A 16,944-nucleotide genomic window follows, 5' to 3' on the forward strand; every position below is an offset into this window, starting at 1 on the left:
CTGATCATTTTAGGAGTAACGCTTTTTAAACCCTCTTTCAGGGAAAAAATATTTAAGGAGTTTAATCAACTCTAATTTTTTAGGCAAAAGTTCCCCGGTGGGGGGACTTAAGGAGACGTAAATGTCCATCAAGTGGAGACTAATTCTTTCCTTTGCAGCCACCATAATCACCCCTATCCTGATCCTGGCAATAACCATGGGCATAAGCACCAGACAAAGCTCTGTTGATAGTTTTGTGGCGAGCATTAATGGAGCGCTGACCCAGGTCGATAATGCCATGAGTATTATGATTAGCGACGCCAAGGAAAACGTTAAAATGGTCGCCACCCATCTGCCCACAACCCAGGCGGATGACAGCATAGTCAGTTATTTGAACACCACGGAAAAATCCCGTAAAGATCCCTCCCAAAAGGGGGGGGTGAACAGTGAGATTTTCGCTTTTTATGACCATATGCTTAAATCCCACGCTGACTATGACGCTGTTTTCATGGGCACGGTCGATGGAGGTTTTGTGATAGCCCCCATAATGGACCTTCCGGCAGGCTATGACCCCAGAATCAGGACCTGGTACAAGGAACCCATGGCTTCACCGGGGAAGGTAACCATCTCCAAGGCCTATCTAAGCGTAACCGGCGCACCGGTTGTCAGCATCTGCAAGGTTTTCAACGGGCCGGACGGAAAACCCCGCGGCGTGGCGGGCATAGACCTGGCTCTGAACAAGCTTTCGGATATTGTAAACAATATAAAGATAGGCAAGACAGGCTACGTAATGCTGATCCAGCAGGACGGAACCATACTGGCCAACCCCAAGGACAAGGCCCTCAACTTCAAAAAACTCGGAGAATTAGAAAGCGCGGGCATGAAGACGCTCGACGCCACGGAGCAGGGAAAAGCAGAGCTTAGCCTCAATGACGTTGAATACCTGGCCTATATCTACAAATCCCCGAGCACTAACTGGAAAATCATTGGCCTCATCCAAACAGAGGAGGTCATGACTGAATTCAACCACCTGATGTATCTGATGGCTCTTTTGGGGCTGGCCTTGCTGATTGTTTTCATGGTCGGCGCCTATTTCCTGTCTTTATCCATCACCAAACCCGTTATCCGCATTGTGGATTCCTTGCGCAGGGGGGCAAATGAGGTGGCTTCCGCCTCCGGAGAACTTTCGGCAACCAGTCAGTCCCTGGCCGAGGGAAGTTCGGAGCAGGCTGCCTCTATTGAAGAGACTTCCGCCTCCCTGGAAGAAATCTCTTCCATGACCCGCCAAAACGCAGACAACGCAGGTCAGGCCAATTCACTGACCAAGCAGGCGAACGAAATCGTGGGCATGGCCAAGCAGTCCATGGATTCACTAACAGAATCCATGCAGGCCGTTTCCCAGGCCAGCGATGAGACATTCAAAATCATCAAGACAATCGATGAAATTGCCTTCCAGACCAATCTGCTGGCTTTGAACGCAGCCGTGGAAGCGGCCAGGGCCGGAGAAGCGGGAGCCGGATTCGCGGTTGTGGCGGACGAGGTCAGGAACCTGGCCATGAGAGCTGCTGAAGCGGCCAAAAACACGGCTACCCTGATTGAAGACAATGTAACCAAGATTAAGGAAGGCACGGAAAGCGTTACTGAAACAGATCAGGCCTTTGCCCAGGTTACCGAGGTTTCAGGCAAGGTTATGGGACTGGTGGCTGAAATCGCCCATGCTTCTAACGAGCAGGCCGAAGGCATAGAGCAGGTTAATAAAGCCATAGTATCCATGGACAAGGTTACCCAGGCGAATGCCGCCAATGCAGAGGAAGCCGCGGCCGCGTCAGAAGAAATGAGTGCCCAGGCCGAGACTATGCACGGTGTGGTGAAGGACCTTGCCTCCATGGTTGACGGCAAGGCCGAAGACAGTGACTCCGCAAGAATCCAACCAAAGGCCAAAGTCCAACACGCCTCCCAGCCGGGCAAGAGTGCCGCCCCACCCAGATTGACTCACAACGCCCCCAAGGCGGCTCATCCTCAAGACCCCAAAAAAGTCATTCCTTTGGATGAAGACGATTTCAAGGATTTCTAGGGGAAAAATGCTCCTGAACTTAGAAAAAAATTTACCCAACCGGCCTTAAGCATAAACCAAAAAAGACGTGTAAATACTATGCCTTGTCTCGCAAGAGACAAGGCAAAACTATTTTCAACCTGGGAAATAAGTACTTTTTTATTATCATTTTTATCATCTTAAGCTGTTTACCTTCGCGGTAATTTTCATCATATTTGGGCCAAACGAGGGCTGGAAACAATCCGGAAAAAGCTATGATTACTAAAATTATTTCGAGAAGCCGGGGATATTTTTGGAAACAGCATTTTCCTGCGGGGGGCAGGCGTCAGGGAGCTATTAACCAGCCCCAAGCAAGATCATGGGGCGCAGCTGAGGAATCATGAAAAATCTATCCATAAAGTGGCGGTTACTGCTGGCCTTTGCGGTAATCACAATCCTGCCGGTGCTTTTGATTTCAATCTACGTGGGCTTAAATATTAAATCCGATGCGCTTCACAACTTTGAGCGCAGCCTTGAACGGGAATTGACCCAGGTGAACAACGCCATCAACATTCTGATTGATGATTCCCGGGAAAACGTGGAGATGCTCAAGCTGAACCAGGCCGTTACCCAGGCGGGGCAAGCGTTGCCGGTTTACATAAAGGCCACCCAGGCCCAGACTTCAAAATCCGTAGCCGTCGGAAGCTCCAACCAAAGGCTTTTTGATTTCTTTAATACTGTTGCCAGATCACACAAAGACTACGACGCCGTGCTCATGGGAAGCGATAAAGGTGGTTTTATGGCTGCTCCCAATGTGAGCATCCCATCGGGATATGACCCCCGTAAAAGGCTTTGGTACCAAAAGGCCATGGCCAACCCGGGGCAAGTCATTATCTCAGATGCTTATCTAAGCACCACCGGCAAGGTGGTTATAACCACCTGCACCAAGGTTCAAGGCAGTTCCGGAGAATGGTCTGGAGTGGTTGGGGTTGATTTTGCACTTAACCGCCTTTCGGAAATCATCAACAACCTGAAGGTCGGAGACAGCGGCTATGTGATCATGGTCCAGGAAAACGGAGACATCCTGGCCCACCCCAGGGACAAATCTTTGCTTTTCAAAAAAATGGGTGAACTTAAGGAGGTGGGATACCGCAAACTGGCAAACAGCAAACAAGGGGCAACAGCCATAACCCTTGGGGAGAAAAATTATCTGGCCTATGTGTTCAACTCCCCGGAACTGAGCTGGAAAATGATCGGCTTGGTGGAAGAGGCGGAAATCTATGCTGATTACAGGCATTTTGTCAGAGTCATCGCGATCATGGGCATCGTTCTTTTGCTTCTGTTTTTAACCGTGGGCTGGTTCCTTGCCTCTTCCATATCCCGGCCCATCAAAAAGGTGGCCGGCGGTCTTTCCCAAAACGCAAGCCAGGTGGCCCTGGCCGCATCCCAGGTCTCTCAGGTAAGCGCCAACCTGGCCAAGGGCGCTTCAGAGCAAGTGGCCTCTATTGAAGAGACAGCCGCCTCATTGGAAGAGATGGCCGCCATGACCAACCAGAATGCAAACAATGCCAAGCAGGCGGACACCCTAAGCCAAAAAGCCAACCAGGCCATGCAGGAAGCCAAAGATCACATGAAGGCCCTGGGCGCATCCATGCACCGGGTTTCTGAAACCAGCCAAAAAACAACAAAAATAGTTAGCGCCATAAATGAAATATCCTTTCAAACCAATCTGTTGGCCTTAAACGCAGCGGTTGAAGCGGCCCGAGCCGGTGAGGCGGGCGCCGGATTCGCCGTGGTGGCGGAGGAAGTGCGCAGCCTGGCCCTGCGAGCTGCCGAGGCTGCCAGGGAAACTTCGGTTTTGCTGGAGGAAAATACTGAAACCATAAGGCAAAGCGTAGAAGGGACCGAACGCGCAGACCAGGCGTTGAATCAGGTTGGTGACGCAGCGGCCAAGGTCACCGCTTTAGTGGGAGAGATTGCCCAGGCCTCATCTGAACAGGCCCAAGGCATTCAACAGATGAATCAGGCCATGACCTCCATGGACCAGACAACTCAGGAAACCGCGGCCGGAGCAGAACAGACAGCCGCCACATCCCAGGAGATGAACGCCGGAGCAGGGGAGCTCCACAGAATGATAAATGACCTATCCTCTCTGGTTGACGGGGCGGGCAAGGTCCGGGAACAGAGTAAATCCAGTGAATCGGACCGCAGGCTTTTAAATCGCTAAGAAATAAGGCAGGGTCGCGTCAGCCGGAGAATCCCTCCCCCAGGCCTACCGCGAATCACACGTCAATTTATCTATAATTCAAGGGCCTTGTCCAGTTTTACCGGGCAAGGCCCATTTTCCCCTAACTTTTAAAAACCGTCATCCGGCCAAATTTCAGGAGAGCCTTTTCTGTGAGCTGTGACGTGCCGGATAGATGTACGCAGGCAACGCGCTTCGGGCTCTTTATCAACCATTAATTACGATTAAGCTTTGCCCGCGATAAGCCTGCCTTATTGCGCCCGGCCCTTCAAGCCTAAGGAATATAATTGTAAAACCAATAATATAAATAATTTACCAACAGTACTACTTTAAAAACAACTATTTTGGTTTTGTTGGGTTGTAACATGGCTGGGTGAGTGTTATTTTATATATGAACAAATGATCATATATGAGGAATAAAATGACTCCCCAGAAAAAGGCAAAAATCGTAGAAGAAGAGGGTTGCCTGGTGCGCATGGTCCACTTAGACCGGGTCATAAAGGCCAGAGAGGCGGATCCTCCCCCCAAAGAGACAATGGCGACGGCGCGTATTTTCAAGGCCCTGGGTGATCCCAACCGGCTCAGGCTGATCATGGCTCTTTTAAAAGGAGAAATGTGCGTCTGCGACCTTTCCGCGTTTCTGGGGATCAGTGAGTCCGCCGCCAGCCATCAGCTCCGGCGTTTAAAAGATCTGGCCCTGGTGAAATCCCGCAGAGAAGGTCAGGTGCTTTACTACTCACTGGACGACGATCATGTGGCCCAACTTCTGGATGTATGCCTGGAACATGTAAGACATTGAAATATTACTAAAAAACTTTTCAGATCATCCAAAAATAAACGCGACAAGGTGTGAGAATGGAATTCATCCTCAAAATACTTCTTTCCAGCTGGCATATCCTTTTGGATTCCGGCCCATACATCGTTTTGGGCATAGTAACAGCGGGTTTGGTAAAGGTGTTTTTAAAAGCGGAAACAGTAGCCAAGCACCTGGGGGAAGGGCGCTTTATGCCGGTGCTCAAAGCCGCTGTTCTGGGCATTCCCCTGCCCTTGTGTTCCTGCGGAGTTTTACCGGCCGCCGCCTCCCTTAAAAAGCAAGGGGCAAACACGGGGGCAACCACCAGCTTTCTGATCTCCACCCCGGAATCCGGTGTGGACAGCATAGCCCTGACCTATGCCTTGATGGATCCGATTATGACCGTGGCAAGACCGGTCTCGGCCTTTGCCACGGCGGTGGCTGCGGGACTGAGCGAAAACCTCTCGGAAAAGGATCCGGACGCCAAAGAATCCGTCCCGTCAGCCCCCCTAACCTGCTGCTGCCAAGGTGGCTGCCATACAGGGCATGACCATTCCGGCCACGGCCATGCCGAAGAACCTATGCCTTCCTCTTGGGCAGGGCGGGTGTTTCTGGGGCTTCGCTATGCCTTTGGTGAGTTGTGGTCGGAGTTGGCCAGCTGGTTTATGGTGGGCATCATTCTCTCGGGGGTAATCACCGCCCTGGCTCCCCAGGAGCTTCTGCAAAATCACCTGGGCGGGGGCATCTTGAGCATGCTGATTATGCTGGCAGTGGGGATTCCGCTCTATATCTGCGCAACCGCATCCACTCCCATTGCCGCGGCCCTGATTTTACAGGGTGTAAGCCCCGGGACAGCCCTGGTTTTCCTGTTGGCGGGACCAGCCACCAACCTTACATCCCTCTCTGTGCTGCTCGGCGTTTTGGGAAAAAAGGCCACTGCCATTTACCTGGCCTGCATTGCGGTCTTTGCCATATCAAGTGGGCTGATTCTCGACCAGATTTATACGGGACTGGGTATAGACCCCGGGGCTACCATGGGCAACGCCGCGGAAGTTGCTCCTTTGTGGCTCAAGTGGGTCTCAGCCCTGGGGTTGACGGCCCTTTCCATTAAACCGGTATACCTGAGCCTGAAAAACCGGTTCCACAAAAAAGGCCATGACCACAGGGCATCTCCCCCGGCAGGGGGAGCAGACAGCCACGACCTTGAAAACCATACATCAGGGAGCGGCCTCAGCGGGGCGGCAAGAGCGGGCAATGCCTGCAACCTGGACTGCTCATGCCAAGAGGACCAAACAATCCAACCGTTTAAGTAATTCCTTTGATCAAGCCCAAAAGCATTGCCCCGGCCCAGCCCGGGGCAATGTTCCAGCTCGCCGACAAAGCCCTCCTGGACATTGTCCGAGGCCGCTTGGCAAAAACTTGGATTTTGACAAGTGGACTGAATTACTCCTCTCAAGAAAGCTCCAAAATTCGGCGGGCCGTCATTCGGGGTCCCCGAAAAATCGCAAATTTTTCAGGGGTGTGTCCATGTCCCGCATTCAGGCTGTTTGTCAACAACCTGAACACATTACCTTTTCCCTAAAAAAACAATCCATATAAACCAACATTTGACCAGCTTTAAATGGCTGTATAACATTAATTTTATATATTTTAATAAATCAGGCGGGTTTACTTCCTGCAAAATACATCCAGTCTCTTCCCAACCCCGTCTATCCACTGGACTGTGTTTAGCGAGTTTGGGTTTTTCCCAAGGGAACGCACATGTTAGTAGGAATGGTTTTTGTTTTCCATGACCAACAGCGCCACGCACTCAATACTAGACAAAGGCCGTAATTTGAAAAAAATCTGGCTGGGGGTCTCTTTCAAAAAGACCTTTAGCCAGTTTGTCGGGCTCTACCTTGTCACCGCCCTTTTGATTTTGTCCGGATTTTTACACCAAAACCTTTCTGATCATGACAAGCAGGTATCTGTGTTAATGGCTCAGGAAATTAGCTCCATGCGCCATGCCCGCGCCATGATGGTCCGGGATCTGGAAATTGTAACCCGCGACCTCATGATTCTGGCCACCAGCCAGACCATGCGGGATTTTATTGATTTTCCCTCGTCCCAGACCCAAAAAAGGCTTTCCTTGCGTTTTTCCTATTTTGCCAGGGACCGGGAAATATACGACCAGCTCCGCTATATCAATTCAACAGGCCAGGAGATTGTCAAAGTCACCTATGACCAGGGCCTCCCTCACCTGATGTCCGAGCAGCAATTGCCCAACAAGGCTTCACGATATTATTTTAAAATTGCCATGGCCATACCGCCGGATGATATATACATATCCCCCCTGGACCTAAAAATGGAACACGGGCGCATTCACGAACCGTTTATGCCGCTCCTGAGGCTGGCGAACCCGGTTGTGGACAGCAAGGGTCAAAAAAAGGGGATTGTGGTTCTGAATTATCGCGCCCGCAGAATGCTGGACCGGTACCAGAACTTTTTAAAAAACGACAAAGGGATTCAGCATTTTATTTTGAACCAAAAAGGCTACTGGCTTAATCACACCAATAAAGATTTAGAGTTCGGATTCAGGTTCGACTCGGAAATCACCTTTGCCAAAACCAGCCCCGATGTCTGGAATAAAATCACTAAACAGCAAAGCGGTCAGATAAAAACCAGCCAAGGGATTTTCACCTTTGTAACCATTTACCCCTGGAGGGAAGTAGGACCGGCTAATTCCTACAATTCAAGCGGCTCTTTTTTTTCCGCAAGCCACCACAAAAGAAACATGCTCCGTTGGCATCTGGTTTCCTATATTCCACAACACCTTGTAGACTTTTCCGTTATCACCTTCAGCAACCCCAAGCGGTTATTATTCCTGTTGGTGGTGCTTTTTATACTTGCCTTGGTCATATGGCAGGCCGCCGCCGCCAAGACCCTGCGGAAAGAAACCGAGGCGACTTTAAAACTTATGTCGGCCGGTCTGGAACAGAGTTCTGCCGCGGTGATAATAACCGACAAAAACGGGTTAGTGAGCCACATAAACCCCCGTTTCACCCAATTGACCGGTTACAGTAGCGCTGAACTCCTGGAATTGGGTCCCCTTCCCCCTCCCAGCCATGAAAACAATCGAAGTATTTTCCCGGCCTTTTGGCAAACCATAACTGAGGGCAAAAACTGGTCCGGCGAATTTCAAAACCAAAGAAAGGACGGAACCACCTATTGGGCTTCGGCCAGTATCTCCCCCATAAGGGACGCTAAAGGCAAAATCACCCATTTCATAGGTCTGCAAGAAGACATCACAGATAAAAAATACCTGCAGGAAAAACTGGAGCAGGCCGCCACCAAAGACAGTCTGACCGACCTTTTCAACCGGCACTGTTTTTTCCAGATGATGGAGCAGGAAATAACCAGGGCAAAACGTTATAACAGGCCGTTCTCACTATTAATTTTTGATCTGGACAAGTTCAAGGCAGTGAATGACACCTACGGGCATCAGGCAGGGGACGAAGTCTTAAGGCAATTTGCCCACACCCTGGTGCGAAGCATGAGAAACACAGATATTGTCGGGCGTTATGGCGGAGAGGAGTTTGTGGCCTGTTTACCGGAAACTCAATTGCAAGAGGCCATAAACATGTCCCAAAGGTTGCGCAGGCTCATAGCCCGGAAAACTGTTTCCTTTAAGGGCCAGGCCATAAACTACACGGTAAGTGTGGGGTGCACCCAATGGCAACAGAGTGATAACAAAGCGGAAGACTTGGTGGAACGGGCGGACCAGGCACTTTACCTTGCTAAAAACAAGGGGCGTAACCGGGTGGAAAACGCCTGAAAAAGGCCCAAAAAGTTCAGTTCAAAGCAGCCAACCAAGAAGAAACCTTTTCCTCGGCCTCTTTCTGATAGGCATAAAGACTTTCCAGTTCGGACTGTTGAAGCTCAAGATAATCAAGGTCTGCCTGTCTTATACGGCTCTTGGGATGGTCTTCTCCATGGAGCAGACGGTTGGCCAGGGCGTCTGCCACCCTGACCATGGCCACATCCACCGTATCCGGGCCTGAGGGCAGTTTATCCTTGTGATGGAAACGCACGGGATTGACCAGCACCTTGGGGAACTTCCACCTGGTGAGCAAAAGGGCCCCAACCTCGCCATGATCAAAACGAATCATTTTACGTTCAATCTCGCTCAGGTCCCTTCCCTCTTCAAAAGCCCGGTCCAGGCACTCTTTGTAAAGATCCGGAAAAGACCTGGCCAGGACCAACTTTCCCACATCATGTAAAAAACCCATAATGAAAAGGTATTCTGCTTCCACGTCAAGGCGCTTGGCCATCTCAACCATAGTATCGGCCACGGTCAGGCTGTGGAGCCACAGCTCATTTTTGGGAATAAGCTCCGAATCCTTTTGGTCTCGCCCCATGGACTCAAACACCCCCAGGGAAAGGGCCAGGGATTTGATTGTCTCCAGGCCCAAAAGAGGCACGGCGCGGCTTACACTGGCTATGGTGGCGGAAAAGCCATAGTAAGCGGAGTTGGCCACTTTCAGCACCTTGGTAGTCAGGGCGGGATCAGGCATAACAGCCTCTGTGATTTTCCGGACCCCGGCCTCTGGATCCTCCAAAACTTTTAGGATCCGGTTGACGCTGCCGGGCAATTGGGGCAACTCATCGATCACAGACCGCATCTTGGCTAAAATTTCATGTTGCTCCATAAAGGCCGCCTCCGCCGCATTACAGGTAATGATCCAGACCCTCAAGTATTTCCGGCAACAAAACCAGGGCTGACCAAAAAAGAATATTACCGGTTATAATGCCATAGATTTAAAATAAAACCGATCACTATCCCGTTTGAGCAGGCGAGTGAGCCCGCCCCTTCCCTTATCCGCCTCCAGGCAAGGCCCGCGCCAAAAGATATTACACAAAGGATCTCAAATAATACCCATCCAGTAAATATTGGATTAGAAAGGCTTATTCGAAAGAATATTCGATTCCAAAATCCTTATTTCAAGAAAACCCAAATCAAGGTCCTTCCATTTCATCCCCAATAAAGGACTTTTTCAAAGCCCTTAGCTTGACAAGCCACAAGTATGACCCATCTTTAACTAAAGAAAGTGAGGATCTTTGATGCGAATCGAAATAGAGACCAGGGCTCATGAATGGATAATGAAAAACGGTGGAACGGTGACTATTACCCGACCCAGGCCTGCGGTTGGTTGAGGAGGCGGCACACCGGCGCAGGTTGCGCCCAAGGCCCCGGAAGAAAACCAGCTGAAAAGATTTTTTAAAACCGAACAAAACGGGATAACCGTTTACTATGAACCGGGGATCATCTTAAATGCTCCCAGCCTCAATATTGACCTTGGCGGTTTTTGGATCTTTAAATGGCTCAAGCTGTATGGTGCGGCTGACGCGGCCGGTGCATGCGCATTGTAAAAAGGGAATCTCAGACTATTTAGGTATAGGGTAAACCCCCGAAAAGTACAGGACATTAACCTGCCTTTTTAGGGATAGTTGCCCTAAGCATACCTCATTTTTTGGGCTGTGCAAAATAGAAGCCGCAGACAAAAAGATGTAGCCAAATTGTTTTATTTTTTAGACTTTGTAGTAAAACAAAACCCTGTTAAGGTGAAGTATTGACCCCAAGGGGGGGAAGGCACTATCTTAGGGTAGTCGACCTCCGATAAGGGGCTTCCACGGGAGGAAGTCGAGGTTTTTGAAAAGCATGCCCAAGCAATGCCTTGGGCGGAAATATCAGCCGGTCATACCTTTACTTTCAGGTAAAGGGTGTGGTTTGACCGGCCTTACCTGTCAGGAGTCAAAAAAACTATGGATCGTGCGTACCCTAATTACTCCAGTGGACCCGCGGCGAGCGACCGCACCCTTGAGCTGATCAATGTATTCATGCGCCGGGTCTACAACTGGATGGCAGGCGGTCTGGCCCTAAGCGGCATAGTGGCCTTTTGGATTATGAATTCAGCGGCGGCCATTAGCCTCTTTTTCACCCCTGAAGGCCCCACCATGCTCTTTTGGGGGGCGATTATAGGCGAGTTCGCCTTGGTCTTTGCCTTGAGCGCGGGCATCACCCGTTTTAAGGTCGGGACCGCGGCCACGCTTTTCATTGCATATTCAGCCCTAAACGGTGTAACCATCGGGCTGGTGCTTTTAGCCTATACCGGGGCCAGCGTTGTCAAAACCTTTTTGATTACAGCCGGCACCTTTGGAGTGGTGAGCATCTGGGCTTCCACCACCAAAAAGGATCTCTCAGGTTGGGGATCCTTCCTCTTCATGGGGTTGATCGGCATAATCATCGCTTCGGTGGTGAACATCTTCTTCGGCTCCCCCATGATCGAATGGATCATAAGCATCGTCGGCATAGGCATATTTGTGGGCCTTACCGCCTATGACACCCAGGCCTTAAGGGCCATGGTGCTTCAGGCGGCCAACGAGGTCACAGTCTCCAAGATGGCCATCTTCGGAGCTCTGAAGCTTTACCTGGATTTCATAAACTTGTTCCTGTTACTTCTGCGCCTTTTTGGCGACAGAAGATAATAAGTTCGGGAAAAAGGACGGGTGCCGCCCGTCCTTTTACCGGGCTGTGGTTTTGGATTCAGCACAGTTTTGCTGAATATAATTCAGTGTGGTTTGACATGGATTAATCTGCCCGATATAATTGGATTTTTGCCATTTTTTCAAGCCACACTCTAACGCCAAGGAGATTCTCATGATTGAGGTTCGCTTTCATGGCCGAGGCGGGCAGGGGGCAGTGACCTCCTGTGAGCTGATGGCCCAGGCGGCCATTGCTGAGGGCCGCTACGCCCAGGCATTCCCCTCCTTTGGACCGGAACGCCGTGGCGCACCGCTGCAGGCCTACCTCCGCATTTCGGATGAACCCATCCGTCTGCGGGAAAAAATCTACGAGCCTGATATCGTAGTAGTGCTTGACCCGGCCTTGGTTGCCGGAGGTAATGTCAAAGACGGTCTTAAGGAAGGCGGCACACTGGTAGCCAACAGCCCCAAGTCCGCGGATGACGTGAAAAAGGACAGTGGGTTTAACGGCCGCACCGCAGTGGTCAACGCCACCAAAATTGCGGAAGAAGAGATGGGCGTTCCCATCACAAACACCACCATGCTCGGCGCCCTTTTAAAGGCCGCTTCCCTGGTGGATAAAGAATCCGTGGTAGAGCCCCTGAAAAATCGTTTTGGCAAGATTGCCGAAAAGAACCAGAAATCTCTCGAGCGGGCTTTTGCCGAGACGGTTATCGAGGAGTAAAACCATGGCTGACGAAGGAATGCAATCCTGGAAAGAGCTGGCTTTGGGTTGTGCGGTCACTACACCGGGCAATGCCAAAGACTTCAACACCGGGGACTGGAGAAGCACCAGAATCCCGGTTACAGATCGCGAAAAGTGCATCAAATGCGGCATGTGTTACATCATGTGCCCCGACATGTGCTACACCCCCGATCCCGACGCCGAAGGCTTTTACCTTTGGGACACCTACTACTGCAAAGGCTGCGGCATTTGCATTACCGAGTGCCCCAAAGACGCCATTTCTTGGAAAGAAGAGGAGGAAACAGCATGAGCCAGCGAGTGGGACTTGAGGTTTCGCTGGCCTGCAGCGAAGCCGTCAAACTGGCCAACGTGGACGTCATCGCGGCCTACCCCATCACTCCCCAGACTCACATTGTTGAGCATCTGTCCGAGTTGGTGGCGGACGGCCATCTGGACGCCGAATTCGTGCCTGTGGAGAGCGAGCACAGCGCCATGAGCGCCTGCATCGGCTCCTCTGCGGCCGGCGCCCGCACCTTTACCAGCACCGCCTCCCAGGGCCTGGCTCTGATGCACGAAATCGTGTTTATCGCCCCGGCCTTGCGTCTGCCCATTGTCATGGCGGTGGCCAACCGGTCGCTCTCCGGCCCCATCAGCATCTGGAACGACCACAGCGACATCATGGCCGAGCGCGACAGCGGCTGGATTCAGACCTTTGCCGAGAACGGACAGGAAGTGTTGGACCTCACCCTGCACGCCTTTAAGGTGGCCGAGGACAAGAGAGTCTGCCTGCCGGTGGCCGTCAACATGGACGGATTCACCCTGACGCACGTGATCGAGCCCATCATGATGCCCGACCAGGCCGAAGCGGACGCCTATCTGCCCGCCTTTGAGCCTCAACAGATGCTCGATATAGCCAACCCCATCAGCATGGGAACGGTTGGCGTGCCGGAGATCTACACCGAGGCCAGGAAAGCCTGCATGGACGCCCTGGACAACTCCTACGAGGTGATCAAGGAGCATTGGGAAGGCTTTGCCAAACAGTTCGGCCGTTCCTACAACCCCATTGAGACCTACAAGACCGAAGATGCAGAAACCCTTCTGGTGACCATGGGCTCCATCGGCGAAACCGCCATGATGGCCGTGGACCAGATGCGTGAAGCCGGTCAGAAGGTAGGCCTGGTGCGCATCCGCCTGTGGAGGCCCTTCCCGGCCGATGACTTCCTGGAAGCCATCAAAGGCGCCAAGGCCCTGGCCGTGGTCGACCGGGCGCTTCAGCCCGGCAGTGACAGTGGCCCGGTGGGCACCGAGCTGAAAGCCCTGCTGCACAGCAGAGGCAAAGACACCTATGTGGCCAACTTCGTGGCCGGACTCAGTGGACGCGACGTCACCAGGGCCGACTTCAGAATGATGGCCGAGAAAGCCGCCCAGGGCCAGGCCTCGGGCGCCACCATGACCTGTGAGATGGTGGGGGTGAAAGAATGAAAACAGCAACCGCCGCTCTCGAAAATTTCAAGAAGCTGTCTCCCAAGAACCTGCCCTTGGATGAGCCTCTCTCCAAGGGACACCGCGCCTGCCAGGGCTGCGGTGAAGTGCTGGCCCTGCGCATGATCGCAAAGGCCGTGGGCAAAGAGCTCATCGCCGTCAGCGCCACAGGCTGCATGGAGATTATTTCCTCACCTTATCCCCAGACCGCCTGGGAGTGCCCCTGGATCCACGTGGCCTTTGAAAACGCGGCCTCCGTGGCCAGCGGCGTGGAAGCCGGCCGCAAAGCCCTGATCAGGAAAGGCCGGATCAAAGACGACGGCGCCAAGATCATGGCTTTTGCCGGTGACGGCGGAACCGCCGATATCGGAATTCAGGCCTTAAGCGGCGCCATTGAGCGCGGGCACAACTTCACCTATGTCTGCCTGGACAACGAGGCCTACATGAATACCGGCGTGCAGCGCTCCAGCTCCACGCCCTACGGCGCCATGACCACAACTTCACCTCCGGGGGCCAAGTCAAAGGGCCAGTTCAGCTGGAAAAAGAACATGCCCATGATCGCCGCGGCCCACGACATGCCTTACGTGGCCACCGCCAGCCCGGCCTTCCATATGGACCTTATGAACAAGGTCCGCAAGGCCGTGACCGTGCCCGGCCCGGCTTACCTGCATGTGTTTGCGCCCTGCCCCACAGGCTGGCGCTGCGCCCCGGATATCTCGGTTGAGACCGCCCGTCAGGTGGTTCAGGCCCGCATCTTCCCCCTCTATGAGGTGATCGACGGCAGATACGTATTGAACCGGGACGTGAAAAAGCCCTTGCCGGTCAAGGAATACATGAAAAAGCAAAAACGTTTTGCGCACTTGACCGACGAAGACTTTGCATACATCCAGGAAAAAGTGGATGCCGACTGGAACAGGCTGAAAGCCCTGGTCAAAGCCACTAATCCGGAAGACTAGCTGGTCAAAAAAAATTAAAAAACAATGCGGGTTGCACTTGTCAAGGGGCAACCCGCATTGTAGAATGAAAACTGTTAGCACAAGTGGTCGTGTCTTATAAATAGTGAGACAACTTGGTTAATAGAGATACTGGGAGACAGACTAATTGTCTGAAATCCCTCAGAAAGCCCCCCACCCCCGTGCGTCGTTTGTTTTTACCTCGGTAAGCCAGACGGCGTGCGGGGTTTCTAATTTGAGCCTTAAAAACAATTTCCCCAACCAATACAACTTTCGGCGTACAGGATTGCTCTTGCCCGGCCAACACCCCTCAACGGTTGTCAGTCAAGGGGTGTTGGCCGGTTAAATTTTCCAAGTTACGTATTAACCTTGCGAAGACTTCAGGGAGAGGTCTATGAGCCCTTGTCACGCCAGTCATTTAAATCAAGATCAGGGAACAGACTGTCCCTTTGACTTATCTCCTCTAAAAAGAAGAGATCTCCCTGGCCGACCTGCTTGCCCTCACTTAGGGAGCTTACAATCTTGGCCAAGCGTTTAAAGGCGCTGTAATGCTCTGAGAAACGAAGTTCGGCATAATCCCTGGCAGACCAGGTGCTGATCAGAAACTGCCAGTCGCTGGCCTGTAGCAGTAAAAGCTCCCGGGCCGCCTGGTCCAGGGCTTTTTTCAAAACGCCCTTTGGCTCCTTGGCCAGGCGTTTCAATTTCCCCAGAATCTTCTCGCATTCATAGATCTTGGGCCAAGTCCACTCAGTATCCTCATTGAGCCAGATCCAATGGAAACCTCCCTGGCCCCAGGACCCCTCAGGCAGGCTTATCACCTCGCGGGGGGGATCGTTTCGAAGCTTTTCCCCGCAGGAAATCAGCTCAATATCCGGGTCGCCTGAGAGACGATTCAGGACCTTTTCCAAAAACCTCGGCCCCTCAAACCACCAATGGCCAAAAAGCTCGGTGTCAAAAGGCGCGGTTACGTGGCCGGGTTTGCCTGCCGCCTTTAAATGGGCCTTGAGCCTTTTTTTGACCACACTCACAAAATGATCTGCGTTCTCATTTAAACGATCCTCTATGCGCCAGGGCTCATAGACTTCCTTTTCCGCCAGATCACTCTTGGCCTTGGTAACCCGCCAATATTTAAGCCCGCCCGGGAAATGTTTCTTATGAAAATCCAGGTACCAACCGTCCCCTGGATAACCCACCTCGGCGGACCATACGGTCAGGGCGGTCTCTGGGTCCCTGGCAAACACGGCTGCCACGGCGTCTTGTTTTTCACGGGAGGCCACCCAATATGAAAAGCAGGTGGAGCGGTCGGCCTGTTTTTCCTTTGGCAAAGCGCCTTTCTCATAGCGCTCCCACAAACCGCGCAAGGCCTTGAAGCGGTCAAGATAAGTGCCTATGGCCTCACCGCCTTCAAGCATATGGGAGTCGGTTATGAAAAACCTTATGCCAAACTCGGCCAGGATCTCCTCCACTCCCTTTCTGGGAATTGGTTTTTTCCTGGAATTCGGTGGAGCCCAGTCATAGGAAGGACGATAGGCGCATTCCGGCAGCCACATACCCACGGGCTTTTCTCCGAAGTGCCTTTCATGGGTGCGAACCGCCTGGGCGGTCTGCAAACGCAAGGAGGCGTCTGTGCTTAAAAGGGGGAAATAACCATGGGTGGCGGCGCAGGTCATGAGTTCCAGAGTCTTTTTTTGAGCCAATTTCCGGAAACCACCCAATATGTCGCGTCCCAGAGTGTCTTCATAAAACTCCCTGACCCCTTTTATGTGGTCCAGCCAGAACTGGGCCAGTTCGGCCATTTCCTCCTGCCCCTGGTCGATAAACTCCCGCTGGTTCTGCCGTGCATAATCCAAACGCACCTTCAGGTACTCCCTGAACTCCAGATGAAAGCTGGGATCGGCCAGTTGTTCTGCCAAAACCGGGGACACTCCCAAGGTGACTCCGGAACGAATCCCCTTTGCATCAAGCTTCATGATCGTACGCAAGAGAGGTAAATAGCAGCCCAAAGCCGCCTCATGCAGCCAGTCTGTACCATGGGGCCATCTACCATGGTTCAACACATAGGGGAGATGGCTGTGCAGTACAAAAGAAAAGCTGCCTAAAGATTGCGCCATGTTTTTTCTCCCTGGATCATTTAAGGAAAGGGCACGATAATACATTAATTTCCTTTATAGCACATTCCAGAGCAGGTTGAACTACCGCCGGTTGTTTTGAGTT

At 52.1% G+C, this 16,944-nt stretch carries 12 protein-coding genes and 1 pseudogene; 11 read left to right on the top strand and 2 right to left on the bottom strand.

Features of this window, described 5'->3' with window-relative positions:
* The first annotated feature begins 121 nt into the window (after positions 1-121).
* The 5 genes from X474_RS08490 to X474_RS08510 all read left to right on the top strand — a co-directional run bounded on the left by X474_RS08490 (position 122) and on the right by X474_RS08510 (position 8,863).
* The gene (locus X474_RS08490; RefSeq protein ID WP_052515020.1) at positions 122-2,053 is read left to right on the top strand and encodes a methyl-accepting chemotaxis protein; all 1,932 of its coding nucleotides are present in this window, start codon (positions 122-124) and stop codon (positions 2,051-2,053) included.
* 358 nt (positions 2,054-2,411) lie between these two features.
* A complete protein-coding gene (locus X474_RS08495) occupies positions 2,412-4,238 on the top strand; it encodes a methyl-accepting chemotaxis protein (RefSeq protein WP_044348128.1) in 1,827 nt (608 codons plus the stop codon).
* A 439-nt stretch (positions 4,239-4,677) separates the two neighbouring features.
* Positions 4,678-5,055 carry an ArsR/SmtB family transcription factor gene (locus tag X474_RS08500; RefSeq protein ID WP_044348130.1) on the top strand — a complete coding sequence of 126 codons (378 nt, stop codon included), beginning with the start codon at positions 4,678-4,680 and terminating at the stop codon, positions 5,053-5,055.
* A 56-nt stretch (positions 5,056-5,111) separates the two neighbouring features.
* Positions 5,112-6,362, top strand: a complete 1,251-nt coding sequence (locus tag X474_RS08505) for an SO_0444 family Cu/Zn efflux transporter (protein WP_082464241.1) — start codon at positions 5,112-5,114, stop codon at positions 6,360-6,362.
* 521 nt (positions 6,363-6,883) lie between these two features.
* On the top strand, positions 6,884-8,863 hold the full coding sequence (locus X474_RS08510; RefSeq protein ID WP_197282029.1) for a sensor domain-containing diguanylate cyclase: 1,980 nt from the start codon (positions 6,884-6,886) through the stop codon (positions 8,861-8,863).
* Between the two features lie 16 nt (positions 8,864-8,879).
* Here the strand turns inward: X474_RS08510 and X474_RS08515 are convergent, their stop codons facing one another.
* Positions 8,880-9,737 (bottom strand): HDOD domain-containing protein, encoded by an 858-nt coding sequence (locus X474_RS08515; RefSeq protein ID WP_156360686.1) that lies wholly within the window; start codon positions 9,735-9,737, stop codon positions 8,880-8,882.
* Between the two features lie 529 nt (positions 9,738-10,266).
* Here X474_RS08515 and X474_RS27655 point away from each other — a divergent pair.
* The 6 genes and pseudogenes from X474_RS27655 to X474_RS08540 all read left to right on the top strand — a co-directional run.
* Positions 10,267-10,458: pseudogene (locus X474_RS27655) on the top strand (hypothetical protein); the annotation flags it as partial.
* Positions 10,459-10,851: 393 nt separating this feature from the next.
* Entirely contained in the window at positions 10,852-11,574 is a 723-nt protein-coding gene (locus X474_RS08520; protein WP_044348133.1) for a Bax inhibitor-1/YccA family protein, read from the top strand.
* Between the two features lie 172 nt (positions 11,575-11,746).
* Positions 11,747-12,295: a 2-oxoacid:acceptor oxidoreductase family protein gene (locus X474_RS08525; protein WP_044348134.1), complete on the top strand. Its 549-nt coding sequence runs from the start codon at positions 11,747-11,749 to the stop codon at positions 12,293-12,295.
* A 4-nt stretch (positions 12,296-12,299) separates the two neighbouring features.
* Entirely contained in the window at positions 12,300-12,605 is a 306-nt protein-coding gene (locus X474_RS08530; RefSeq protein ID WP_044348136.1) for a 4Fe-4S binding protein, read from the top strand.
* Positions 12,602-13,777: a pyruvate ferredoxin oxidoreductase gene (gene porA / locus X474_RS08535; protein ID WP_044348138.1), complete on the top strand. Its 1,176-nt coding sequence runs from the start codon at positions 12,602-12,604 to the stop codon at positions 13,775-13,777. Before X474_RS08530 ends, porA begins: the two co-directional genes overlap by 4 nt.
* A complete protein-coding gene (locus X474_RS08540) occupies positions 13,774-14,733 on the top strand; it encodes a thiamine pyrophosphate-dependent enzyme (protein ID WP_044348140.1) in 960 nt (319 codons plus the stop codon). The genes porA and X474_RS08540 overlap by 4 nt, the downstream gene beginning before the upstream one ends.
* A 389-nt stretch (positions 14,734-15,122) precedes the next feature.
* Here the strand turns inward: X474_RS08540 and X474_RS08545 are convergent, their stop codons facing one another.
* Positions 15,123-16,841, bottom strand: coding sequence for a glycoside hydrolase family 57 protein (locus tag X474_RS08545; RefSeq protein ID WP_044348401.1), 1,719 nt, complete (start codon positions 16,839-16,841; stop codon positions 15,123-15,125).
* Between the last annotated feature and the right edge of the window lie 103 nt (positions 16,842-16,944).

Source organism: Dethiosulfatarculus sandiegensis (assembly GCF_000931935.2).
Taxonomy (GTDB): domain Bacteria; phylum Desulfobacterota; class Desulfarculia; order Desulfarculales; family Desulfarculaceae; genus Dethiosulfatarculus; species Dethiosulfatarculus sandiegensis.